The sequence below is a fragment of the Massilia mucilaginosa genome (assembly GCF_011682145.1).
Classification (GTDB): domain Bacteria; phylum Pseudomonadota; class Gammaproteobacteria; order Burkholderiales; family Burkholderiaceae_D; genus Telluria_A; species Telluria_A mucilaginosa.
Genome location: NZ_WHJH01000042.1, coordinates 31,960 through 54,316, shown reverse-complemented (window position 1 = coordinate 54,316; position 22,357 = coordinate 31,960). Strand labels below are relative to the sequence as shown.

Below are 22,357 nucleotides of genomic sequence, written 5' to 3'. Positions count from 1 at the left end.
GGAAGGCCCAAGGATACATGGCTGGGATTCGGCGCAGGCGCTCATTGCATGCGTTTTTTCATGTGCGCGGCGAAGCGCACCCGCTGGTCAAGCGTGAGCACCTCGGCCGCGTCTTCCACCGCCGCCAGGATCCGCTTGCTGATCCGGTCGACCCGCTCGACTACCTGCACGCGCAACTGTTCCAGCGCGACCCGGTCGATGGTGGGGGCCATCAGCAGGTCGTGAGCTGTCGCATGGCTGGCCTTGAAGTCGCGATGCAGGGGTTGCAGGTCGGCGAAGGCGGACTTGGCGATGCTTGAGAGGCGCGCCTTTTGCTCGGCCGTGCCGTCGTCCAGCAGGTGCTCGACCATCTTGTCGATGTGCTTGCCGGCGCTGGCGGGGTCCATCGTGGCCAGGTGGGCGCGATGGCCGTGCATGCCGCGCCCTTCGTTGGCGAAGCTGGCGCCGGCCAGGCTGAGGGCGCCGGCGGCCAGGCCGAGGGCGGCGCCGACCAGCCAGCGGCGGCCGCGCCGTTGCGGGCCATGGCCGTGCCGGGCTTCATGATCGTGATCGTGGTGGTGGTGATGGTGATGCCCGTGCTTGTTCGGATTCATGGTCGTGCCTTTCGCGAGGCGGCGCCGGACTGGCTCCGCATGCTTGTACTGTAGGCGGCCGGCCTGTCCGCTTCATGTGTGGGCGGTAAAGTTTTGTAAAGCGGATGCTTGCGTGCCTTCGATATTCCCAATACGATGGAAAGCTCGACGACGGAGGTTTGATCATGGAAAACAAGAATGCACTGGCGGCACTGGCCGCGCTGGCCCAGGAGTCGCGCCTGGCGGTGTTCCGCCTGTTGATCGAGGCCGGCCCGGGCGGCATGTCGCCGGGCCAGATCAGCGAGAAGCTGGGAATGCCGCCGTCGTCGCTGTCGTTTCATCTGAAGGAACTGACCCACGCGGAACTGATCGCGCCGACCCAGAACGGGCGCTACCTGATCTATGCGGCGCACATGCCGACCATGCAGGCGCTGATCGGCTTCTTGACCGAAAATTGCTGCGGCGGCAATCCGTGCGGCCCCGTGTCCGCGCCGCTGGCGGCGACAGCCGGGTAAGGCTGGCCGCGACTGGCTTGCCGCCAAGGCAATGCCAAGCGCGTAACATTTGCTTACATATTGACATTCAGTTAAAAAACCTGAAGGTGAAATGGCGAACAGTGTTGCCTAATATATAGGCATACCCTGAAAAGCAAGAGTGTTCATACGGGCAGCCCATGAAATACCGGGGGAAGAAGGACCGCAAGGCCTTTGGCCTGTCGCGCATGGCGCGGGCCATCGACCGCGCCATCGACGCGTACTCGGATGAAGAGAAGGCGCGGGCGGCGCGCTGGGTCTCGGCCTGGGGCGCGATCAGCGGGATTTACACGCCCGGAATCCGGCTGCGCCGCACCGCTCTGTTCAAGCAACTGCCGCGCAGGAAGACCACCTCGAACGCCTGAGCTTCCCGCTCTCCCCAGTCCCGTCAAACCCGTCCGAACGCCCCCATCACAATCCGCGTCGCCGCCGCCAGGATCTCGCTGTTGGCCTTGGCCTGCGGATACGCCTGGGTGTAGTACAGCGCCAGCACCACCGGCGCGCCCTTGGGCGGGAACACGATGCCGATATCGTTGCTCGACCCGTAGGCCCCGGTCCCGGTCTTGTCCGCCACCGGCCAGCCGGCCGGCACCCCCGCGCGGATGCGGGTGTCGCCGGTGGTGTTGCCGCGCATCCAATTTTGCAGCTGGTCGCGCTGGGCCGGGGGCAAGCCGTCGTCCAGCGCCACGCGGCGCAGCAGCGCCGCCATCGCGGCCGGGGTGCTGGTGTCGCGCGGATCGCCCGGAATCGCCGTATTGAGCTCGGTTTCCCAGCGGTCCAGCCGGAATACCGTGTCGCCCACGCTGCGGGCAAAACCGGTCACCCCGCCCGGACCTTTGATCAGCGCCATCAGCAGGTTGGCGGCGGCGTTGTCGCTGTACTGGATGGTGGCGGCGCACAACGCGCCCACCGTCATGCCATCGTCGACGTGATTTTCGGTGATCGGCGAATACGTCACCAGGTCGGCCTTGGTGTAGCGCACGCGCTGGTCCAGCCAGCCAGGCACGTTCTTGCCGTGCGCAAGAATGGCGGCCGCCGCGATCGCCTTGAAGGTGCTGCACATCGGGAAACGCTCATCGGCGCGGTGACCGAGCCGGCGCCCGTCGCCGGTGTCGAGCGCGCCCACACCCAGACGCCCGCCCGCCGCCGCTTCCAGCGCGGCCAGGCGCGCCTGGGCGTCGGCCAGGGCGGCGCTGGCGCCCGGTGCGCTGGCGCAGGCCGCCAGCAGCGGCGCACAGGCGCCGGCGATCAGAAGGGTACGGCGGCGTGGGGAAAATGGCATCGACGAAGTCATGGTGGCTGTCCGTTCAAGAGTGGGCGAGAGGGTGTTGTATAGCCGCCATTCTCCACCATGCATTGTCCCACCTCAACCATTGTCGCGTGGAAATATGGTCTTCTGTGGATACCCCAACTTCGCTTGCGCACGGTGCGCAGGGCCGCCGGGCTGTCCACACGAAAAGGAAACTCCCGATGAAAACAGAACCGTTCCGCCTGAATATTTTTCACAAGCTGGTGATGACTTTGCTGGCGGTGTCCTTGATCCCGCTGATCGGCGTATGGTACGCGGGCAGCAGCCAGGCGCGGTCCGATGCCGCGGCCAACATTTCGCAGCATCTGGTCATGACCGCCAGCGGCATCGCCACCGGCATCACCAGCTGGGACGAGGCCAACGTGCGCGCGCTGCACCAGAGTGCCAGGCTGGAGGATATCCGCGGCATGGACGCGGCGCGCCAGACCCCGATCCTGCGCGCCCTGGGCGAGACCTACGAATGGGCCTTCCTGGTGTTTACGATCGAGCCGGGCGGCGCGAACATCGCGCGCAGCGACGACAAGCCGCTCACCCGCTTCGGCGAGCGCAGCTATTTCCAGGGCGCGCTGAAAGGCGCGCCGTCGAGCCGCCAGGTACTGATCAGCAAGTCGACCGGCCGCCCCGCGCTCACTATCGCCGTGCCGATCCGCAACGCGATGGGCGGCACGGTGGGCGTGCTGGCGATGGCCATGAAGCTGGACGATATTTCCAAGGTCATCAAGGACACCCGCATCGGCGAGACCGGCTACGCGATCCTGCTCGACGCCGACAACAAGGTGATCGCCTCGGGCCGTCCCGACCAGGCCACCGACGCGGTGCAGGACATGGCCGACTACCCGGCCCTGAAAGTGGACGGCATCGCCGACCGGCCGACCGTGTACGCGGCCGGCGACAAGCGCATGGTCGGCTACGCGCGCAAGCTGCCGCAGGGCTGGACCTTGCTGGTGGAACAGGACTACGCCGAAGCCTATGCCTCGCTCGACCGCCTGGAAACCGGCGCGCGCGCCCTGATCGTGCTGACCGCCGCGCTGGTGGTGGGGGTGGCGGCATTCCTGGCCAAGCAGCTGACCATGCCGATCAACCAGCTGATCGTGGTCGCCGAACAATTGAGCAAGGGCGAATTTGCAGCATCGATTCCGGGCACCGCGCGCGGCGACGAAATCGGCTCGCTGGCGCGCGCCATCGAACGGCTGGGGATCAGCATCCAGATGGCCATCGCGCGCCTGAGCCGCAGGGCCTGACGCATCCAGGGAGAACGCCATGACATACCAGGAGCTGATGCCGTTCGGCGCCATCGTGGAGCAATTGCGGCAATTCTGCGTCCAGCGCCGCACCGGCACGGCGTTCATCGTCAGCGACGACAACCGCATGGCCCAGGTCCACCTGGACGCCGGCAACATCGTCATGCTGCTGTGCCGGGGGCAGCGCGGGGCCGAGGCGCTGGCGGCGATGCGCACCATGCTGCGCGCCAGCCTGCGCTTCGACGACAACTACGTGGCCAAGCCGGATAACCTCAAGACCTCGGGCGTGAGCCTGGCGGACTTGCTCGACGACCCGGCGCCGCTGCGCGCGCGCACGGTGGAGCGGGCGGGGCCGCAGCCGCTGCGTCCGCGTCCGGCGCCGGCCGACTTCGCGAGCGCCGACCTGCTCAAGCTCGAACGCATGCTGGCCGGGCACATCGGGCCGATCGCGACCATCGTCTGCGCCGAGCACGCCAGCGAGGCGAGCGGCCTGCGCGAGCTGGTGATGGCGCTGGCGGCCGACATTCCGGACCGCAAGCAGGCCGCCGATTTTCGCCTGGAAGCCGGGCGCGCGCTGGGGCTGGGGGCGGTGTAAGGCGCGCGCTCGCAGACGCCGTCCGGAGCGGCTGCGGCTTCACATTCAGCGCATTCCCACTGCACAGGCGCTTGCTACGCTGGCTGCCTGTTCAGTTTCCCTGGAATGCCATGAGCGCCCAGCCAGCCTGCATCACCCCTTGCGCCGTTCCGCCGGCACCGTCCGCCGTCGTCCATTTTTCCATGCGCGCCGCGCTCTGGTTGGCCGGCGTGATCCTGCCGCTCATTGCGCTCGCGGTCGCGCTGTTCTTCCTGCTGGTGGTGGGCTTCGACCTGCCGCCCACCATGATCGTGCCGACCTTGTCGATTGCCGCCGTACCGTTGGCGAATGCCCTGCTGCTGCGCGCCCTGGGCAGTGCGCGGCCTGCCGTGTCGCGCCGGCTCGGGCACTGGCACGGTTTTGCGATCGGCATCGGCATCCTGCTGACCCTGTTGTTACTGCCGCACACAGCGGCAGGCGTGAGCGGCCTGCGCCACTTCGGCGGCGGCCTGCTGCTGCTGGCACCGCTGCTGTCGCTGTTGGCGGCGCTGGCCATGCGCCGCCTGCTCAAAGCGCACGTGCGGCTGCCGGCCGCGTGGCCCGGGGTGCTGCTGGCGCTGGCCATCGTCGCCGTGCCCGAACTGCCGCAGGCGATCACCCAGGCCGGCGTGCACATGGCCACCCGCGACGCACCGGCCACGCGCGCGAATGGCATACGCCTGCTGCGCGCCCTCGGCAGCCGGCAAATCCTGCTGCGTCTGTGCGATACCGGCAACGACCGCCTCGCCAGCCTGACCGACCTGGTCATGCTGACGAGCGCGGGAACGACCAGCGGCGATGCGCGCGAGGCGTTTTACCGCCTCACCGGCACCAGCTTCGACGACCTGCCCGATGCAATGAGGGAGGCGGCCGGCTGACTTCACATTGAGCACATTCCCACTGCACACGCGCTTGCTACGCTCATGGCTTGTCAAGTTTCCTGCGGAACGCCATGATCGCGCATCAGAACACCATCAGTCCCTCCATCACCCCGGCGCCGCCCGCCGCGCTGGGTTTTCCCCTCTACGCCGCGCTCTGGTTCACGGGCGTGATCCTGCCCCTGATCGCGCTGGTGATGCTGGTCGCCGGCGTGTGCCTGGCACACATGACAATGTCGGGCAGCTCTATCGTCCACCTGTTCCTGATCGCCAGCGTCGCGCTGGCCAATGCCACGCTGGTCAGCGCCATGCGGCGCGGCCAGCCGGCGCTGCCGCGCCCCCTGGCGCTGCTGCACGCGCTTGCCACCGGCGCCAGCGCCGCCTACGCCTTGCTGTTCCTGCCGTTCACGCTGGGCGGGGTGGCCATGCTGGCCTATTGCGGGCGCGGTTTTCCGCTGCTGGCGGCGCTGGTGCCGCTGGTGGCGCTGAGCGCGACGCTGGCCGCGCGGCGCCGGCACGCCCAGTGCGTGCGGCACAGTGACGGCGCACCGCTGCCGCGCGCCTGGCCCGCCGTGCTGCTGGCGCTGGCCCTCATCGGCGCAATGGAGCTGCCATCGGCCATCACCCACATCGGCATGCGCATGGCGGCCGACAAGGCGCCGGCCACCAGCGCGCACGGGATACGCCTGCTGCGCTATCTCGGCAACGAGCGCACCATCCTGCGCGCGTGCCATGCGCAGCACAGGGAAGCGGCCGGCCTGGCCGCCGTCGTGCTGGCGCTGGCCGGCCCGACCAGCATGGAGGACGCGCGCACGATCTACTACCGCCTCACCGGCACGCCGTTCAGCGCCATGCCGCGCCCGGCCGGCAACGCCCGGCAGCCATGGAGAAGCGACGATAGCGACAGCGACAGTTCGGTGGTCGGCGCCCGCCTGGCCAAGCTGCGCCTGATCGCATCGCGCATCGACGGCAGCATTGACGCCAGGGCGGCGCTGGGCTCGCTGGAGTGGAGCATGGTATTTCACAACGACGCAGAAAATTTTGACGAAGCACGCGCGCGCATGATCGTTCCGGCCGGCGCGGTGGTAACGCGCGTGACGCTCTGGGACGACGACGGCGAGCACACCGCGCCCGCCGCCGGCGGCGCCGCCGCGCGCGCGTTCGAATTCGGCCTGCCCGACAAGCAGCGCGCTCCGGTGCTGGTGACCACCGCGGGCAAGGACCGCATCATGCTCCATCTGCCCGTGGTTCCGGGCGGAGGCGAGGTGACGGTGCGGATCGCGATGAGCGTACCGCTGGTGCTCAATGAGCCCGCACTGGGCTACCTGCAGCTGCCCTCGTTCAGCGAACGCAATTTCGGGATCGCCCCGGCCTTGCGCCACGCGGTATCGGTGGAGTCGGCCAGCGCACTGCGCGGCGCGCCCGCCATGCGCGAGGAAAGCGGCGCCACGCTGGCCTTCGCGGTGCGCGGCGAACTGGCCGAGCCGCTGCCGGGCATGGGCGCGCCCATCATCGGCGCCTTGCGTGCGGCGGCCGACACGCATGCGTGGAGCCTTGATCCGACCACGCCGGGCGGCGCGATCGTGCAAATCATCGGCCAGCGGGCGGCGCGCATTCCGCGCCGGGTGGCGCTGGTGGTGGACGGCTCGGCCGCACTGGCGGCGCAAAGGGAACAGCTGGCGCGCGCCGCCACCTCCTTTCCGGGCAACGTGGAACTGGCCGTGATCGTGGCCGGCGGCCAGGCGCCGCAGGTGTTCCTGCACGATACGTCCGATTCGCTGGCCAGCGTGCGCCACCTGCAGGACATCAGCTTCGAAGGAGGCCACGACAACAGCGCCGCGCTGTTGATGGCGTGGGAATGGGCGGCCGCCAGCAGCGACGGCGCGCTGGTGTGGATCCATGGCCCGCAGCCGCTCCTGCCCGGTTCGGCGGACGCGCTGCTGCAGCACTTCCGGCAGCGTCCCAACCAGGTGCGCATGTACGGCCTGGAAGCGGTGACCGGTCCCAACGTCCTGTGGGAAACGATGGATGGCATCGCCGCGCTGGCGAGCGTGCCGCGCATCGGATCGCTGCACGACGACCTGGTGCGCCTGCTCACGGGCTGGAAGCCGGCGGCGCGGCAGGTCGTGGTCGAGCGCAGCCGCGCCAGCGCGGCGCAACCGGCGCGCGAACAGGCCTCGCCGCACCTGGCGCGCCTGTGGGCGGGCGAACGCGCCACGCCACTGCGCGCGAACAGCGCGCAAGCCACGGCGGCCCGGACCGAAGAACTGCGACAGCTCGACCAGCTGTTGACCGACACGGCGGACGCGCCGTCGCCCCCGCTGGCGGCGCAAGCCGGCGCCATGCCGCAAACGGCGCCTGCCGACGAGGACGGTGCGGTGTCCGCATCGGCAACCTGGCTGATGCTGGGCGTGGCGCTGGCCGTGCTGGGCTGGCGCATGCGCTTTCACCGGCATACGCCGTATCCGGCCTCGCCCGAGTGACGCCGAGGGTCAGTGGTCAAGCACGCCGTTGACGGCGTCAAGCACCCATGCGCTGAGGCGGTGCCGCGCGCGCGCCGGCGCGAAGGTCTGCGCGTAGCGCCATGCCTGGCCGGCGAAGCTGGCAAAGCCGTCCTGGCGCCAGGCCGGCGAGCGGGCCAGCGCCAGCTCGGCGCCGATGGCCTGCGCCAGCAGGGCGATGTCGCCGGTCGGCACCAGGCGCGCCAGGCCGCCCGCGATGGCCGGCGTGTTCGAATTGTCGTAGCAGACCACGCGGCAGCCGGCCGACAGCGCTTCGACGATCGGCACGCAGAATCCTTCGTGGTAGGTGGGCAGCACGAACATATCGCCGTCGGCCAGCAGGCGCTGTTTGAGTTCGTCCGGGGCGTCGCCGTGCAGGCGCAACGACACGCGCGGCCCGTAGCGGCGCGGCCACTCGTCGGCCGCTGCGCGCACCGCCTCGACCAGCGCCGCATCGGAAAGGCCCAGGTTGGCCACCAGGTCGAGCGCAAGCTGGGCGCCGCTGTCGGCCTGCAGGCAGCGCTCCACGGCATCGAGCAGGTCGGCCACGCCTTTCGAGCGCACCAGGCGGCCGATGAAGACCAGCCGCACGATGCCGTCCGCATGCCCGGGCTTGGCGGCGCAGGGCTGCGCCTGGCCGTGCACCGCCAGCGGCAGCACGCTCGCCGGCGTGCTCACGCGCGCCGCGCGCAGCACCGCCAGGTTGCCGGCGCTGTCGCAGGCCACGTGATCGGCGAATATCATGTTGCCCATCTGCGCGAACGATTTGTCGATGGTGGCGTGATGCTCGGCGCCCACGAACTGCTTGGGCGTGATGTTATGGAACACCACCAGGCGCCGCACGCGGTCCGGCACCAGCAGGATCAGGTCGAACAGCGGATAGAAAATCCCGAAATGGAAAATGACGGCGTCGCTGGCCTGGAAATGCGTGTCGATCATGATGTCGGTCGCATCGCGCACCAGCCGGTGCGGCACGGCGTGCTCGCAGGCGTAGGTGAACAACACGACTTCGTGACCGGCTCCGACCAGCCAGCCGATGTTGTCGGCGATGGCGTTGGAGATGGCGTCGTTCCTGACGCAGATGCCGTGGATGACCGAGATCTTCATGCGGGCGTGCGCGCGAAACGGGCCAGCGCGATGGCGTACAGGGGCATGCTGTCCTTTGCCATGCGGCGCGAGATGAATTTGTCTTCGAACAGCGCGCGCCCGGCGCGGCCCATGCGCTCGCGCAGCTCGGGCGAGGCGGCCAGCCTGCCGATGGCGCCGGCCAGCGCGGCGCTGTCGCCGGGCGCCACCAGCAAGCCATTGACGCCATCGCTGACCACTTCAGGCATGCCGCCGGCGGCGCAGCCGATCACCGGACGCGCCTCGCGCATGGCTTCGACGAACACCAGACCGAACGACTCGTAGCGGCTGGGGGCGACGAAGATAGCGCATTCGCGGTAGGCGGCGCGCAGGGTGGCGTCGTCGACGCGGCCTTCGAAGCTCACGCGCTCGCCCCACCGCGCCAGCTGGCCGCCCTGGCGGCAGTGTTCCTTGTAGCTGAGCTGCGCGCCCGGCATGAGCAGCGTATCGTCGCCAAGGATGCGAAAGCGCACCTGCGGATGCTGCGCCAGCACCGGGTCGATCGCCGCGAGCAGCACGTCGATGCCCTTGCGCGCTTCCAGGCGGCCGACGAACAGCACGCGGATGGCGCCATCCGCGCGCGCCAGCGGCGGCGCGCTTGCCGCCGCCACGTCGGGCATCCCCAGCGGCACCAGGCGCAGGCTGGCGTCGTCGAAGCGGAAATCGTAAGCCTGTTCGATGTCGCGCCGGATCGCGGCGCTGTTGGCGCGGATCGCCTGCGAACGCTGCATGAGTTCTTTTTCGAGCGCCAGCATGGGCGTGCCGAAGCGCGCCATCCAGGCCGGGTCGTCGCGCAGCTCGCTGCGGCCCTGCAGCGAAAAATGCAGGGTCGTATGCAGGCTGGTGACCAGCGGCCATTGGCCATCGAGCAGAAAGGCCGCGCCTTCGGCGTCCCAGATCGGTGCTTCGACCAGGTCGAGCGGGCGGCGGCTGGCGATGCGGCGCGCTTCCGCCAGCGCCGTGGCGCACCAGTTCCAGATCTCTTGCGGGATGGCGCGCTCTAGCGCCTGGTACGGGAGCGCGTGCTTGCCCAGAGCGACCCGGTGCACCCACACCCCATTGAGTAGCTCGACCCGGCTGTGGGTGGCGCTTTCGGCGATCACATGCACCTGGTGGCCTTCGGCGGCCAGCGCTTCGGCCAGGTCGCGGCTGAAGGTGGCGATGCCGCCGCGGTGGTTCGGCGGGTAGTCGCGCGAGACCAGCGCCAGGGTCATGGCCTGCGCGGCGCCGATGGTGGCGAACGGCTGGAACGCGCCCTGCCAGCGCGCGCGCTTGTCCGCATCGATGCCGCCGGCGACCGGCGCCAGGCCGTGCCGCGTGCCGGTTTCCCAGGCGCGCGCGCATTCGGCCTCGAAAGCGGCGCGCCGCTCTTCGGCGACGCTGCCGTTGGCGATCAGGTAGTCGAGGTGGCGCCGGTGCGAGTCGGCCTTGTCGCGGTTATGGGCGTCGATGCGCTCGCGCGTGTCGTAGGCCAGGCCGTGCTTGAGCGAGAAGTAGATGGTGTTCTTGATAATCGGGTAAATCGCACGCGGCATTTGGGCGGCATCGCGCACGCCGTTGGGCGCGGTCTTGTGGTGCACATAGGCGTGCTCCAGTTGCCTGAGCAGATAGCCGGCATCGACCAGGCGGCAGCAGACATCGGTCTCGTCGAGAAAATACTCGATCTCCTCGTCGAAGCCGCCCACTTCCAGCAGCGCCGCGCGCCGGAACGAGGCGTTGGTCCCCTGCAGATACGGGAACTGGCGCGAGCCCGGGAAGCACAATTGCGGCGTGCCGCTGCGGTGGCTGATGTCGACATCGCCCACCCGGTTGGCGCTGGCGTAGTGGTACTGGTAGGTGGTGCCGCTGCTGTCGAGCACGCGCCCACCGGCGCCGCCCACGCCATCGTCGTCGTAGGCGGCGGCCAGCTCGGTGAGCCACTCGGGCTCGGGAATGGCGTCGTCGTCGATGAACGCGACCACGTCGCCGGCGGCCATGCAGATGCCGATATTGCGCGATACCGACAGGTTGGGAATGGGGCAGCGCGCCGCGCGGATGCGCGGCAGCCAGGCGGCGATCACCTGTTCCGAATGGTCGGCCGACGGGCCGTTGACGACAATGACTTCGAACTGCCCGGCGTAGCGCAGGCGGCACAGGCTCTCGAGCGTTTCGTGCAGCAGGCCGGCGCGGTCGAGGGTGTTGATCACGATCGAAAAGGTGATCATGAACGCAGCCCGGCCTCCAGCTGGTCGATACGCTCGCGCAGGGCGGCCAGCTCGCGCGCCATCATGCGCAGGGCGACTGGGGTCGATTCGACCAGGTTGGCGGGATCGCGCTCGGCGGCCAGCACGCGGGCGTTCAGGTCAGAAATATTCTTGAGCAGCATAGGCAGCTGTTCGCGCGCCAAGGCGTCGCGCAGCTCGTTGTCACGGGGCAGGCGCGCGACGGCCACGGCGATCCGGATCAGACGGCCCAGCACGGGCAATCCCGCCATGCCGCGCACGACACGTTTGATCAGCATTTTCATCGGCAGCGACCCTTGTGGCCTGTGGAAGACTGTCGATTTTGCAGGCTCCTTGACTATGTGTCAATAGTGCTCCGGTTGAAACACCGGCTTGACGGACTCAAATAGAATCTATATTCTATTTGAATGGTCAGACTAGCTAAATACAACGCAAATACCTTCATCGATGGCGCCATCTGCATTGCCGCCGCCTGCGGCATCGGTTCGGTGTCGATGTCGGCCATCGCCGTCAAGGCTGGCGCGCCGATCGGGTCGGTGTATCACCGCTTCGATTCGCGCAGCACCTTGCTGGCGCATGCCTGGCTGACGGTCAAGGCCGATTTCCGCGAGCAGGTGGCGCGCCACTGGGATGAAGAAGACACCTGGATACCGGTGGCGGCGCTGCTCGACTGGTGCCGCGGCAAGCCGGTGTACGCGCGCTTCCTGCTGCAGTACGAAGACTGCCCGGACCTGGGCGCGCCGCTCTCGCCCGAACTCTCCGAGCTGCTCGAAGTGGAGCAGGCGCGCCTCGACGCCTGTTTCGAGCGCTGCCTGCTGCGCCGCCGCGCCGACGGCGACGACGCGGCGCACACGCTGCGCTTCATGCTGATCGACGCCCCGATCGCCATCGTCAAACCCTACCTGGCCCAGAACAAGCCGATTCCCGCCACGCTCGACGCCATCCTGCGCGCCTCGCACGACGCCGTCGATGCGCTGGCCGCGTCACCTCACTGAGAAACCCCATGCGCTACTCCACCCAAAAAGAACACGGCAAGCCGATTCCCCTGTACGACGAGGCGGGCTTCGAAGCCATGCGCGCGGCCGGCCGGGTGGCCGCCGACACGCTCGACTTCATCGCGCCGCACGTGCGGCCAGGCGTATCGACCGCCACGCTGGACGCCCTGTGCGAAGAATTCATGCGCGCCGCCGGCAGCATTCCGGCCACCATCGACTACCACGGCTACAAGCACGCCAGCTGCATTTCGGTGAACCACGTGGTCACGCACGGTATTCCGTCGGACAAAAAGATTCTGCGCGAGGGCGACATCGTCAACATCGACGTCACGCCCAAACTCAATGGCTGGTTCGGCGACACCAGCCGCACCTTCGAAGTGGGCGCGGTCTCGATCCTGGCCAAGCGCCTGGTCGGCTCGGCCTACGAGGCGATGATGACGGGCGTGCGCACGGTGCGGCCCGGCGCCACCCTGGGCGACGTCGGCTCGGCGATCGAAACCTACATCAAGGCGCAGGGCTTTTCGTCGGTGCGCGATTTTTGCGGGCACGGCATCGGCCAGGTGTTCCACGATACGCCGCAGGTGACCCACTACGGCCGTCCCGGCACCGGCATCGTGCTCGAACCGGGCATGATCTTCACGATCGAACCGATGGTCAACGTCGGCACCCACCAGGTGACGGTGCTGCCCGACAAATGGACCACCGTGACCAAGGACCGCAAGTGGTCGGCCCAGTTCGAACACTCGGTGGCGGTGACCGAGAGCGGCGTCGAGATCTTTACCCTCTCGGCCGCCGAGCGCTGAACTCCCAGGCTTTCCGGTACGCGCTGATTTCGGCCTGCGCCGCTGCGCGTAGCGCCGCCGCATCGACACCAAGCGCCGCCAGCGAACGTGGCGCCACGCCCTGGCGCATGGCGGCCACCAGCGCCACCACGTGCGCCCCCAGCAAAGGGCCACCCTCGTCCGCGCGCCGCTGCGCGAGCGATTGCATCAGGTCCGCGCCCGACGGCGCCGCCTGGTACAGGCCCCGTTCCGGTTCCAGCGGTGCGGCCGCTAGCAGCGCATCGTCGGCCGCCTCGGGCGCGACACCGGCGAAGCGCAGGCCATCGCGGTACTGCTGCGCGATCGCCTGCGCCAGCCGGGCAGGATCGGCATCGACCTGCGCAAAGGCGCGCCGCGCCGTACCGTCGTCCAGATCGAGCGCGGAGAGCAAAAAGTGCTCGGCCGCCGGTTCGCGCTGCTGGTCCGCCAGCGCGTATTTTTCCGCTCCCTGGCACAAGTGTTGAATCGTCTTCATGTCGCCCAGACGCTGGCGTAAGCGTTGAAACATCGACTGCCTCCCGATTAACTGTCCTGGTCCGTCACCGAACCCGAAAGGCGCTTGTGGGCGGCTTGCTTCGACACCCCCAGCGCCTGCGCAATATCGCTCCACGACCAGCCCTGCTTGAGCGCCGCGCCGACCGCCTTGCGTTCGAGCGCATCGGCGTAACGGCGCAGCGCGACAACCGCGGCCAGGGCTTCGGCGGGGTCGTCGGGAGAAGGCATGTGGCGTGGATCGATCATGGGAGGAAAGATAAGCCAGGCCGCCGGATTTGTCAACATATGTTGACGAAGGCGCGGCCAGCCGCGTTGGCGAGGCTAATACCACATTTTTCGGCCCGAAAAATTGGTATGCACAAAATCGGGCTTGGGCACGCCAACACCCCGCACTGCGCATACCTCCCCGGGCCGATTTGTCAGGTATTGGTGCAGGCTTTGCCGGACAGGCCATCGGCCACGCCGCGCAAGGCCGGCTTTTGCTGATAGGCGCCGTCGAACAGCAGCGGCCAGTCGGCGTGGGCGTTCTTGAACAGGTCGCTGATCAGCCAGCTGCTCGGGTCGCTCACGCCCCACACCGTCACGCCGCCGCGCAGTCTGGCCGGCACCGTATCCATGTACGCTTTGACGACGTCGCAGTAGCGCTTTTTCTGGGCCAGCGCCAGCGCCGGCGTCAGTTCGCGCTTGATGTCGCCGGCCTGGTACGGTGGGCTGAACGGATTATTGATGGGGATATCGAGTTCGGTGATCTTCACCTTCAGGTTGCGGTCCACGGCCTGCTTGAAGGCCGCCGACATGGTGCTCACCGACGGATAATCCATATAGATGTGCATCTGGAAGCCGACCCCGGTGATCGGCACCGAGCGCGCCTTGAAACCGTCGAGCATGCCGGTCAGGGTGTGCAGCTTGGCGGGGTCGGCCTCGATGTTGTAATCGTTGTAGTACAGGTCGGCCTTCTTGTCGACCGCGCGCGCATTGATGAACGCCTGCTCGATGTAGTCGGTGCCGGTGTTCTGGTAAAAAATCGAATTGCGGTAGCCGCCGCCGTCGTTAATGGCTTCGTTGACCACATCCCAGCTCGCGACCTTGCCCGAAAAGTGCGTGGCAATCGTTTGCACGTGGGTCTTGAGCATGGCCAGCCAAGCCGCCTTGTCGCCCTGGTAGGTCTTCATGAAGGCCGGCACCTGGTAATCGGCATGCCAGATCAGGGCATGCGCGTGCAGGGTCTTGCCATTGTCTTTGGCAAACTTCACAAAGTCGTCGGCCTGGGTGAAGTTGTAGGTATCCCGGGCCGGATGCAGGTAGCTCATCTTCATGATATTGCCGGCCGTGAGCTGGCTGAAATGGGTCTTGATGACCGCCTGCTGCGCCGGGCTGTTGGTGTAGCTGAAAGCTTCATTGCCATAGGCGACCGAGACCCCGACCGGGAACTTGGCCAGCTTGCTCAATTTGCTCACCTCGGTGCCGCTGGTTTTTTCGGACCAGCCGGAGTCGGTGCCGGTCATGATCCGGTCCACCCCGCCCACGTCGTCCACCGCGTTCGTCAACGCCGGCGCAGGCACCTCATCCGGCGCGGCGATGGCATGAGCGGCGTCGGCGGCTTCGGCGGCGGGCGGGGGCGCCGGCGTGGCTGCGGGCGCGCCCGGTCCGGCATCGCCGCCGCAGGCGGAGACAAGCAGGCAAACACTGAAAGTGGCAGAAAAGAATTTCATCGGATCTCCGGGGTGGTTTTTATCGGCTGCAACATTAAATGCAAGGGATTATGAAAACGTTTTCATTAGCAAATGCATAACTTTTTCCAATGCCGATTGTGCGGTAAACACAGGCCCGAGTCAACCGGCCCGCGCCCCCGTCCTTACCCTTGCAACATAACCTTCCATCACGCACTGGTATTGCACACAGGGGCAATTTTTAAAACCAGTTGACTACCAATTTCACGGCGATCATCCTGACGCCTTTTGAACTGCAAGCGAGCGCGCGCTATCGGCTGGTCCGGCTATTTGCGTGCTTACCGATGTCGTCCCGCCCGAAAAGGTAAATCAACATGAAAACACTCACCACCATCGCCGGCGCCTGCGCGCTGTTGTGCAGCGCCAGTGCCATCGCACACGGCTACATCACCCAGCCGGAGTCGCGCAACCTGCTGTGCAAGCAAGGCGGCAACAGCGCCTGCGGCGCCATTCAATGGGAACCGCAAAGCCTCGAAGCGCCCTCCGGTTTTCCGGCGCAGGGACCGGCGGACGGCGTCATCGCCTCGGCCGCGCTGGCGCAGTTCGGCGAACTCAATGAACAGACCAGCAGCCGCTGGACCAAGCGCCCGATGACGGCCGGCGCCAACGTCTTCAAGTGGCAGTTCACGGCCAACCACGCCACCCGCAACTGGCGCTACTACATCACCAAAAGCGGCTGGAACCCGAACCAGAAACTGACCCGCGCGTCGTTCGACCTGACCCCGTTCTGCGTCATCGACGGCGGCAACCGCCAGCCGCCGGCGCAGGTCAGCCACAACTGCACGGTGCCCGCGCGCAGCGGCTACCAGGTGATCCTGGGCGTATGGGAAATCGGCGATACGCCGAACAGTTTTTACAATATGGTCGATGTGCTGTTCAAGGATGGCCCGACGGTGCCGGTGCCGGAATGGACCCAGCGCGGCGCGATCTATCCATCGGTCGACCTGGCCGTGGGCGACAGCGTGGCCACGCGCGTGTTCGACGCGGCGGGCGAAAAACCGGAGCTGCAAACCAGGGTCGTCATCAACAGCGCCAGCGACGGCTTGCGCAACAACTGGGCCTACCTGCTGGCCACGCGCGTGAACGCCGAACAGCCCTTGCTGCATGCGGGCCAACTGGGCCAGGACGGCAAGATCACGCCGGTGTACGGGCAGAACACGGTGTACGCAAAAACGGCCAGCGCGCTGACCCGGGTCGAAGTGCAGATCAACAAGGACCAGACGCCGCCGCCGGCGGAGTTTACCGTGAGCGACCTGCGCACCTCGTATGCGATCAAGGGCGGCGAGCTGACGATCAACTTGGGCGTCAGCGCCAATGCCGACATGGAGGTCAGCGCCTACGTGTACGACCAGGCCGGCGTGTCGAAAGGGTTTGCCACGGCGCCGCTGAACAACAACAGCGCGGCGCTGGCGCTGAACCTGAACGCGCCCAAGGCGGGCGCGCACCAGCTGGTGCTCAAGGCGGTGGTCAAGGACGGCGGCGCGGTGCTGCAGAAGACCTTCCCGCTGACCTTGACGGAAGAAGGCGGCAACGCGGCCTACGAGCACGTGTTCCCGGCATCGCTGGCGACCTACAAGGCCGGCGCCCGCGTGCTGCAGCCGAAGAACGGCAAGGTCTACACCTGCAAGCCGTTCCCGTACAGCGGCTGGTGCACGCAGTGGACCGCGGCATCGACCCACTACGAGCCGGGCGTGGGCGCCAACTGGCAGGACGCCTGGATCGCGCCGTAACCCTTAGTTGGGCGCGGCGGGAAGTGGAGGCAAGCGCACCTGCGCCAGCTTCCACGACGCGAAGCCGTGCCGCTCCATCACCAGCGACAGCCCACGCTCGCCGCGCTCGGTCTCCAGGTGCATGATGTATTTGTCGAAGCCAACGCGCTCCGACGTGTACTTGGGGTCGGGCTTGGCCGGTTCGTCCTTGTCCGCGCCGGGGCGGCGTGGCTCGATCGAGCCACGCTTCATCGCCCCCATGACGAATTCGGGATTGACCATGGCATCGACCATCTTGTCGGCGAAGGCCATGCCCAGCATCTTGCCGAAATCGGCACCGCCGCCGCTGTCTTTTGGCTTGACCTGCTCGGTCATGACGGCGTTCAGCTGCTCCTTGAGGCTCTCGCGCAGGCGCGGGTAGTCGACGCGCGCGTCGAAGCTCTCGGCATTGTGATCATGGGCCGCCGCGCGCAGCTGGTTCAGCGCGATCAGCGGGGAGTAGTACCAGTACGCGGCGCCAGCGCTGACGCACAGCGCGGCGATGCCAAGTTTGAGGTGAATAGCCTTCACGATTTCCTTCTGTGGGTTGGTGCGTGCCGATCGCACAAGCCGGATTCTACACGGGGCCCGCCATCAGGATAGCCGGAGGTTCACCATGCGCCCGAGGGCATTGTGGTCCGCATGGTAGCGGTAATGCGAATCACGTCCCCACAAGCCGCCCGAGAGCGGACGCGATTCTTCGCGCATTTGCTTCCAAACCTGCAGTAGCTCGCCGACGCATGCCTGGCGCTGCGGATCGTTCATATCGACAGTCAAAAAGTGATGATAAAACGGGCGCCGCTGCCGATCGACTTGGCATACCGCACCGCGCCGCCATTGCGGTGCACCAGCTGGCGCACCATCGCCAGGCCGATCCCGCTGCCTTTGCTTTTGGTGGAAAAGAAGGGCGTGAAGATATCGGCGATGACGTCGTCCGCCACGCCGGGGCCATTGTCGCAGACTTCGATGCGCAGGCGGCCGCCGCGCGCCAGCTTGGCGCTCACCGTCACCTGCGGCGCGGCCTGCTGCGCACTGGCTTCGGCCGCGTTCTGCAGCAGGTTCACCAGCGCCTGCTCCAGCTGGCCCGCATCGGCCATCAGTTCGAGCGATCCGGGCTCCACCCGAAAATCGGCGCTGCCGCCGCGCGCCTGCCATGCCGGGGCGATCAGGGCCGACAGCCGCGCGAACATCTCCTGCACCACCACCCGCTGCGGGACCGCTTGCGGCACGCTGGCCAGCGCCCGGTAGCCGCTGACGAAATGGGTCAGGCTGGCGGCGCGGCGGCCGATGGCGTCGAGCGCGGTCGCCAGGTCGGCGGAGACATCGACCGGCAGGCTGGCGCGCGCACCCTGCACCATATCGCGCGCGCTGTGCGAGAGCGAAGCGACCGGCGTGAGCGAGTTCATGATCTCGTGCGTCAACACATGCACCAGCCTTTGCCAGGCCTGCATGGCCTCGGCCGCGAGCTCGTTTTCCATCGGCGTGAGCGCCACCAGCCGTTGCGGCTGGCCTTCGATGCTCAAGTCGCTGGCCGTGGCCAGCGCGCGCTCGACGCCTTGTTCGGTATCGACATCGATCATGCTGCGCCGGCCCGGCACCAGGCCGGCCAGGGTGCGGCGCAATGCATCGAGATCGCTCGCGCGGCCGGGCGCCAGCAGGCGGCGCGCATTGGCGTTGAGCGGCTCGGCGCTGTGGGCGCTGTCGATGCGGAACAGGGCGATCGGCGCGTGCTCGACCTGCGATTCGAGCGCCAGCACGCGCGCTGCCAGCTGCTGCTGGTCGTGCGCTACGCCGACCGCAACTTCCAGCGGCGCCACCACGCTTGATGACAGGCCGTGCCGGATCAGGCCCAGCGCCGCCAGCGCCGCAAGCGCGCTGGCCGCCGTCGCCAGCGACAGCAGCGCCCCCTGCGCGCCGGCGCTGACGGCGGCGGCGCCGAGCAGCGCCGCCCCGGCCCAGACCATGCGGCGCGCCGCGGCGTCAGAGGCCATGCTTGCTGCGCTTGCGGTACAGGGCGGCGCGGCTGATGCCGAGCAGGATGGCGGCATGGCTGATGTTGCCGCGTGCCTGCGCCATGGCGGCGGCCACCGCGTCGCGTTCGAGGGTGTCCAGGGCCAGCATGTCGGTGCCCGCCGCGCGCGGGCCCGCAACGCTGGCCGGCTCGCCGCCGTGCAGGCCGAAATCGGCCAGGCAGTAGGCGCCCGGCTGGCCCAGGATCACGGCGCGCTCGCAGGCGTGGCGCAACGCGCGCACGTTGCCTGGCCAATGGTGCGCGCACAGTGCGTCGAACGCATCGGGCGCGATGCTGCCTGGCGCCTTGCCGTACAACGCGCGGTAGTGCGCCAGGTAGTGGCGCAGCAGGGCCGGAATGTCGGCGCGCCGTTCGCGCAGGGGCGGCACGCGCAGGACGATGGTATTGAGCCGGAATAGCAGGTCGGGCCGGAACACCTGCGCGTCGTACAGCCTGGCCTCATCGAGATTGGTGGCGCTGACGATGCGCACGTCGATCGCCTGCGGACGGTCGGCGCCTAGCGGCGTGACTTCGCGCCGTTCCAGCGCCGTCAGCAATTTCGATTGCGCGGCCAGCGGCAGGTTGCCGATCTCGTCCAAAAACAGCGTGCCGCCGGACGCCGCCTGGAAGCGCCCCGCGCGGTCGCTGCGCGCATCGGTGAACGAGCCTTTGCGGTGGCCGAACAACTCGCTCTCGAGCGTCGCTTCGGGCAGGCTGCCCATGTCGACGGCCAGGAACTGGCCGGCGGCGCGGCGCGAGGCCAGGTGGATCGCACGCGCAGCCAGTTCCTTGCCGACGCCATTTTCGCCGAGCACCATGACGTTCGCCTGCGTCGGTCCAACGCTGGCGATGAGGGCGCGCAGCTGGCGCATCGGCAGCGAGTCGCCCATCAGCGGATCATTGGGGGCGGCCGGTGCGGCCGGCGTGCCGCGTTGCGCCAGCGCGCCTTCCACCACCGCCAGCAGGCGCGCGTTATCCCACGGCTTGGTCAAAAAATCGCTGGCGCCGCGCTTCATCGCCTCGACCGCCAGCGCCACATCGGCGTACGCGGTCATGACGATGACCAGCGGCGGATCGGGCAGCGCGCGCAACTGGTCGAGCACCGCCAGGCCTTCGGCGCCGTCGGTGCGTCCGGGCGTGAAATTGAAGTCGAGCAGCACCACGTCGGGCGCGCCGCCCTGAAGATGGCGCGCCAGCTGGCGCGGATCGGCCAGGGTGGCGATGCCGCCCGCGCAGCGGCGCAGCACCAGCGCGGCGGCGTAGGCCACGTCGGCGTCGTCGTCGAGGATCAGGATGCGGGCGGGGTGGTCGGCCATGGCGGGGTGGAAGAAAGCGGGTGCGCCGATTCTAGCAGCAGCATGCAGGCGCCACCAGCCGCAACGGACAAGGTGTCCGGAATCGAACACCTGTGCTGTGCGATTGCGCACGCTTGGGCCGAAACGCGCGCCCAATCGCCCCTGCGGCGCGCATGGCACGGATGTTGCGTTCAGTTCCCGCATTACGTCACCAGCCGAGTCGCCATGATTGTTCCGATTGCCCCAGCACCCGAGCGCAGCAGCGGTGCCGCCATGGACCGGCCGCAGCCAAGGCGGCGCGGCAGACGCTGGCTGCTCGGTGCGGGCGCCGCACTGGCGCTGGCGGCCGCTGCGGCGGCCCTGTGGCAGCAGATCCCGCGCGGCTTGCAGGTGGCGCGCGCCGACGCCCGCATCGCCACCGTGGCGCGCGGCGTATTCCGCGACGACGTGGCCCTGCGCGCCACCGCCGCGCCGCTGCATTCGGTGATGCTCGACGCGGTCGAATCGGGGCGGGTGGAAGAAGTCTTCGCGCGCGACGGCGCGCTGGTGGACAAGGGCGAAGTACTGTTCCGCTTGTCGAATCCGCAGCGCCGGCTGGACCTGCTGGCGCGCGAGGCCGAGCACGCGCAGCAGATCTCGAACCTGACCAATCTGCGCATCGCGCTCGAAGCGAGCCGCATGGAACGCGAGCGGCGCGGCGCCGAGCTGGCCTTCGCATTGGCGCTGGCCGAGAAGCAGCACGCGCGCAGCGCGGCGCTGGCGCGGCAGGGCTTCGTGTCGCCCACCGCGCTGGAAGATTCGCTGGACCGCGTGGCGCAGCAGCGCCGCCTGTACCAGAGCGACAAGGCCGGCTACAAGAGCGAGGCGGCGACCCAGCGCGACGCGGTGCGCCAGATGGAGCAGGCCATCGGCCGGCTGGAAGCGGGCCTGCAACTGGTCAACGCCACCATCGACGCGCTGGCGGTGCGCGCGCCGGTGTCCGGGCGCCTCACCGATTTTCATTTGCAGGTCGGCGAAACCGTGAAGCCGGACCAGCACCTGGGCCGCATCGACGATGTGGACAAGTTCAAGCTGTCGGCCCAGGTGGACGAGTATTACCTGAACCGGGTGGCGGTGGGCCGCCAGGGCACGGCCACCATCAACGGCCGCGCGCATGCGCTGACGGTCTCCCGGATCTACCCGCAGATCAAGGAGGGCCGCTTTAGCGTGGAGCTGGCGTTCGCCGACGGCCAGCCCGCAACGCTCAATCCGGGCCAGGCGGCCGAAGCGCTGGTGACCCTGGGCGGCGCCAGCGACGCGCTGCTGCTGCCGAACGACGCCTATATCAACGACAGCGGCGGCTCGGCGGTGTATGTGCTGGACAAGGACGGCAAGACGGCCGAGCGGCGCGCCCTGCGCAGCGGGCGCCGCAACCACAGCCAGGTCGAGGTGCTGGCGGGCCTGGCGCCCGGCGAGCGGGTAATCGTCTCGTCGTATGCGGCTTACGGCAAGGCGGCGCGGCTGCAGTTCACGGAGTAGACTTTTTTCACAATCGATCGACGCGGAGATGACACAATGAACCACCCCACACCACACCGGAAAGACGGCATGCTCAAGCTGCTTGATGTCAGCAAAACGTTCCAGGGCGGCGACGTGCGCACCACAGCGCTCGACCGCATCACGCTCGATATCGATGCCGGCGAATACGTGGCCATCACCGGGCCGTCCGGCTGCGGCAAATCGACCCTGCTGTCGGTGCTGGGATTGCTCGACACGCCCGACAGCGGCGAGTACTGGTTCGACGGCCAGAACGTGGCCGGCTGGCGCGAAGCGCAGCTCAACAAGCTGAGGCGCGGGCGCATCGGCTTCATCTTCCAGAGCTTCAACCTGATCGAAGAATTGTCGGTGGCCGAGAACGTGGAACTGGCGCTCGAATACATGAACGTGCCGGCCAGCGAGCGGCGCGAAAGGGTCGCCGCGATGCTCGACAAGCTGGGCGTGGCGCACCGCGCCAGGCACCGGCCGTCGCAATTGTCGGGTGGGCAGCAGCAGCGCGTGGCGATCGCGCGCGCGCTGGTGGCCAACCCGGCGATGCTGCTGGCCGATGAGCCGACCGGCAACCTCGATACCGCGCATGGCGACGACGTCATGCGCCTGCTGCGCCAGATTAACGCCGAAGGCACCACCATCGTGATGGTGACGCACTCGCCGGTGCACGCGGCGCAGGCGTCGCGTACCTTGCGCCTGCTGGACGGGCGCATCCTGGTCGACGCCATGCAAGCGGCGTGA

General features: G+C 68.0%; 22 protein-coding genes. 11 read left to right on the top strand and 11 right to left on the bottom strand.

Features of this window, described 5'->3' with window-relative positions; genetic code table 11:
• Positions 1-41: 41 nt before the first annotated feature.
• Positions 42-593, bottom strand: a complete 552-nt coding sequence (locus F2P45_RS25200; RefSeq protein ID WP_166880952.1) for a periplasmic heavy metal sensor — start codon at positions 591-593, stop codon at positions 42-44.
• Between the two features lie 164 nt (positions 594-757).
• On the opposite strand from F2P45_RS25200, the gene F2P45_RS25195 reads away from it, so the two are divergent.
• Positions 758-1,087, top strand: coding sequence for an ArsR/SmtB family transcription factor (locus F2P45_RS25195; RefSeq protein ID WP_166880951.1), 330 nt, complete (start codon positions 758-760; stop codon positions 1,085-1,087).
• Between the two features lie 158 nt (positions 1,088-1,245).
• Positions 1,246-1,470: a hypothetical protein gene (locus F2P45_RS25190; protein WP_166880950.1), complete on the top strand. Its 225-nt coding sequence runs from the start codon at positions 1,246-1,248 to the stop codon at positions 1,468-1,470.
• A gap of 23 nt (positions 1,471-1,493) precedes the next feature.
• On the opposite strand, the gene bla is transcribed toward F2P45_RS25190, so the two are convergent.
• Complete coding sequence (bla, locus tag F2P45_RS25185) at positions 1,494-2,387, bottom strand: class A beta-lactamase (protein ID WP_166880949.1); 894 nt, start codon at positions 2,385-2,387, stop codon at positions 1,494-1,496.
• 188 nt (positions 2,388-2,575) lie between these two features.
• On the opposite strand from bla, the gene F2P45_RS25180 reads away from it, so the two are divergent.
• The 4 genes from F2P45_RS25180 (at position 2,576) to F2P45_RS25165 (ending at position 7,629) form a co-directional block, all read left to right on the top strand.
• Positions 2,576-3,655 (top strand): cache domain-containing protein, encoded by a 1,080-nt coding sequence (locus F2P45_RS25180; RefSeq protein WP_166880948.1) that lies wholly within the window; start codon positions 2,576-2,578, stop codon positions 3,653-3,655.
• A 19-nt stretch (positions 3,656-3,674) separates the two neighbouring features.
• On the top strand, positions 3,675-4,250 hold the full coding sequence (locus F2P45_RS25175) for a DUF8082 domain-containing protein (protein ID WP_166880947.1): 576 nt from the start codon (positions 3,675-3,677) through the stop codon (positions 4,248-4,250).
• Between the two features lie 110 nt (positions 4,251-4,360).
• Complete coding sequence (locus F2P45_RS25170) at positions 4,361-5,146, top strand: hypothetical protein (protein WP_166880946.1); 786 nt, start codon at positions 4,361-4,363, stop codon at positions 5,144-5,146.
• A 74-nt stretch (positions 5,147-5,220) separates the two neighbouring features.
• The gene (locus tag F2P45_RS25165; protein WP_166880945.1) at positions 5,221-7,629 is read left to right on the top strand and encodes a vWA domain-containing protein; all 2,409 of its coding nucleotides are present in this window, start codon (positions 5,221-5,223) and stop codon (positions 7,627-7,629) included.
• Positions 7,630-7,638: 9 nt separating this feature from the next.
• Here the strand turns inward: F2P45_RS25165 and F2P45_RS25160 are convergent, their stop codons facing one another.
• From F2P45_RS25160 to F2P45_RS25150, 3 genes are read right to left on the bottom strand one after another with little or no spacing between them, the layout of a single operon-like run.
• The gene (locus tag F2P45_RS25160; RefSeq protein ID WP_166880944.1) at positions 7,639-8,754 is read right to left on the bottom strand and encodes a glycosyltransferase family 4 protein; all 1,116 of its coding nucleotides are present in this window, start codon (positions 8,752-8,754) and stop codon (positions 7,639-7,641) included.
• The gene (locus tag F2P45_RS25155; protein WP_166880943.1) at positions 8,751-10,976 is read right to left on the bottom strand and encodes a glycosyltransferase; all 2,226 of its coding nucleotides are present in this window, start codon (positions 10,974-10,976) and stop codon (positions 8,751-8,753) included. Before F2P45_RS25155 ends, F2P45_RS25160 begins: the two co-directional genes overlap by 4 nt.
• Positions 10,973-11,278, bottom strand: a complete 306-nt coding sequence (locus F2P45_RS25150) for a hypothetical protein (RefSeq protein WP_166880942.1) — start codon at positions 11,276-11,278, stop codon at positions 10,973-10,975. The genes F2P45_RS25155 and F2P45_RS25150 overlap by 4 nt, the downstream gene beginning before the upstream one ends.
• A 123-nt stretch (positions 11,279-11,401) precedes the next feature.
• Here F2P45_RS25150 and F2P45_RS25145 point away from each other — a divergent pair, with 123 nt between their 5' ends.
• On the top strand, positions 11,402-11,989 hold the full coding sequence (locus F2P45_RS25145; protein WP_166880941.1) for a TetR/AcrR family transcriptional regulator: 588 nt from the start codon (positions 11,402-11,404) through the stop codon (positions 11,987-11,989).
• Positions 11,990-11,997: 8 nt separating this feature from the next.
• A complete protein-coding gene (gene map / locus F2P45_RS25140) occupies positions 11,998-12,792 on the top strand; it encodes a type I methionyl aminopeptidase (RefSeq protein WP_166880940.1) in 795 nt (264 codons plus the stop codon).
• Here the strand turns inward: map and F2P45_RS25135 are convergent.
• The 3 genes from F2P45_RS25135 to F2P45_RS25125 form a co-directional block, all read right to left on the bottom strand.
• Positions 12,767-13,318 carry a Clp protease N-terminal domain-containing protein gene (locus F2P45_RS25135; protein WP_166880939.1) on the bottom strand — a complete coding sequence of 184 codons (552 nt, stop codon included), beginning with the start codon at positions 13,316-13,318 and terminating at the stop codon, positions 12,767-12,769. The genes map and F2P45_RS25135 overlap by 26 nt on opposite strands.
• Positions 13,319-13,332: 14 nt before the next feature.
• Entirely contained in the window at positions 13,333-13,533 is a 201-nt protein-coding gene (locus F2P45_RS25130; protein WP_229505285.1) for a helix-turn-helix domain-containing protein, read from the bottom strand.
• A gap of 191 nt (positions 13,534-13,724) precedes the next feature.
• Positions 13,725-15,017 carry an endo-1,4-beta-xylanase gene (locus tag F2P45_RS25125; RefSeq protein WP_223164831.1) on the bottom strand — a complete coding sequence of 431 codons (1,293 nt, stop codon included), beginning with the start codon at positions 15,015-15,017 and terminating at the stop codon, positions 13,725-13,727.
• A 332-nt stretch (positions 15,018-15,349) separates the two neighbouring features.
• On the opposite strand from F2P45_RS25125, the gene gbpA reads away from it, so the two are divergent.
• On the top strand, positions 15,350-16,765 hold the full coding sequence (gbpA, locus tag F2P45_RS25120; protein WP_166880937.1) for an N-acetylglucosamine-binding protein GbpA: 1,416 nt from the start codon (positions 15,350-15,352) through the stop codon (positions 16,763-16,765).
• Between the two features lie 3 nt (positions 16,766-16,768).
• Here gbpA and F2P45_RS25115 read toward each other — a convergent pair whose 3' ends face one another.
• From F2P45_RS25115 to F2P45_RS25105, 3 genes are all read right to left on the bottom strand, one after another.
• Positions 16,769-17,314, bottom strand: a complete 546-nt coding sequence (locus F2P45_RS25115) for a DUF2939 domain-containing protein (RefSeq protein WP_166880935.1) — start codon at positions 17,312-17,314, stop codon at positions 16,769-16,771.
• A gap of 242 nt (positions 17,315-17,556) precedes the next feature.
• Complete coding sequence (locus tag F2P45_RS25110) at positions 17,557-18,774, bottom strand: sensor histidine kinase (protein ID WP_229505284.1); 1,218 nt, start codon at positions 18,772-18,774, stop codon at positions 17,557-17,559.
• Positions 18,764-20,110 carry a sigma-54-dependent transcriptional regulator gene (locus F2P45_RS25105; RefSeq protein ID WP_166880934.1) on the bottom strand — a complete coding sequence of 449 codons (1,347 nt, stop codon included), beginning with the start codon at positions 20,108-20,110 and terminating at the stop codon, positions 18,764-18,766. Before F2P45_RS25105 ends, F2P45_RS25110 begins: the two co-directional genes overlap by 11 nt.
• A gap of 204 nt (positions 20,111-20,314) precedes the next feature.
• Between F2P45_RS25105 and F2P45_RS25100 the strand changes: the two genes are divergently transcribed.
• Both F2P45_RS25100 and F2P45_RS25095 read left to right on the top strand, forming a co-directional pair.
• Positions 20,315-21,607, top strand: a complete 1,293-nt coding sequence (locus F2P45_RS25100; RefSeq protein WP_229505283.1) for an efflux RND transporter periplasmic adaptor subunit — start codon at positions 20,315-20,317, stop codon at positions 21,605-21,607.
• A 36-nt stretch (positions 21,608-21,643) separates the two neighbouring features.
• Entirely contained in the window at positions 21,644-22,357 is a 714-nt protein-coding gene (locus F2P45_RS25095) for an ABC transporter ATP-binding protein (protein ID WP_229505282.1), read from the top strand.

Bases quoted from the DNA above. Each gene is read 5' to 3' on its own strand.
- F2P45_RS25110 (WP_229505284.1), bottom strand. From the start codon at position 18,774: ATGGCCTCTGACGCCGCGGCGCGCCGCATGGTCTGGGCCGGGGCGGCG.
- F2P45_RS25200 (WP_166880952.1), bottom strand. From the start codon at position 593: ATGAATCCGAACAAGCACGGGCATCACCATCACCACCACCACGATCAC.
- F2P45_RS25180 (WP_166880948.1), top strand. From the start codon at position 2,576: ATGAAAACAGAACCGTTCCGCCTGAATATTTTTCACAAGCTGGTGATG.
- F2P45_RS25100 (WP_229505283.1), top strand. From the start codon at position 20,315: ATGATTGTTCCGATTGCCCCAGCACCCGAGCGCAGCAGCGGTGCCGCC.
- F2P45_RS25170 (WP_166880946.1), top strand. From the start codon at position 4,361: ATGAGCGCCCAGCCAGCCTGCATCACCCCTTGCGCCGTTCCGCCGGCA.
- F2P45_RS25175 (WP_166880947.1), top strand. From the start codon at position 3,675: ATGACATACCAGGAGCTGATGCCGTTCGGCGCCATCGTGGAGCAATTG.
- F2P45_RS25195 (WP_166880951.1), top strand. From the start codon at position 758: ATGGAAAACAAGAATGCACTGGCGGCACTGGCCGCGCTGGCCCAGGAG.
- F2P45_RS25160 (WP_166880944.1), bottom strand. From the start codon at position 8,754: ATGAAGATCTCGGTCATCCACGGCATCTGCGTCAGGAACGACGCCATC.
- map (WP_166880940.1), top strand. From the start codon at position 11,998: ATGCGCTACTCCACCCAAAAAGAACACGGCAAGCCGATTCCCCTGTAC.
- F2P45_RS25095 (WP_229505282.1), top strand. From the start codon at position 21,644: ATGAACCACCCCACACCACACCGGAAAGACGGCATGCTCAAGCTGCTT.
- F2P45_RS25155 (WP_166880943.1), bottom strand. From the start codon at position 10,976: ATGATCACCTTTTCGATCGTGATCAACACCCTCGACCGCGCCGGCCTG.
- F2P45_RS25165 (WP_166880945.1), top strand. From the start codon at position 5,221: ATGATCGCGCATCAGAACACCATCAGTCCCTCCATCACCCCGGCGCCG.
- F2P45_RS25150 (WP_166880942.1), bottom strand. From the start codon at position 11,278: ATGAAAATGCTGATCAAACGTGTCGTGCGCGGCATGGCGGGATTGCCC.
- F2P45_RS25145 (WP_166880941.1), top strand. From the start codon at position 11,402: ATGGTCAGACTAGCTAAATACAACGCAAATACCTTCATCGATGGCGCC.
- F2P45_RS25135 (WP_166880939.1), bottom strand. From the start codon at position 13,318: ATGTTTCAACGCTTACGCCAGCGTCTGGGCGACATGAAGACGATTCAA.
- F2P45_RS25130 (WP_229505285.1), bottom strand. From the start codon at position 13,533: ATGCCTTCTCCCGACGACCCCGCCGAAGCCCTGGCCGCGGTTGTCGCG.
- F2P45_RS25105 (WP_166880934.1), bottom strand. From the start codon at position 20,110: ATGGCCGACCACCCCGCCCGCATCCTGATCCTCGACGACGACGCCGAC.
- bla (WP_166880949.1), bottom strand. From the start codon at position 2,387: ATGCCATTTTCCCCACGCCGCCGTACCCTTCTGATCGCCGGCGCCTGT.
- F2P45_RS25190 (WP_166880950.1), top strand. From the start codon at position 1,246: ATGAAATACCGGGGGAAGAAGGACCGCAAGGCCTTTGGCCTGTCGCGC.
- F2P45_RS25125 (WP_223164831.1), bottom strand. From the start codon at position 15,017: ATGAAATTCTTTTCTGCCACTTTCAGTGTTTGCCTGCTTGTCTCCGCC.
- gbpA (WP_166880937.1), top strand. From the start codon at position 15,350: ATGAAAACACTCACCACCATCGCCGGCGCCTGCGCGCTGTTGTGCAGC.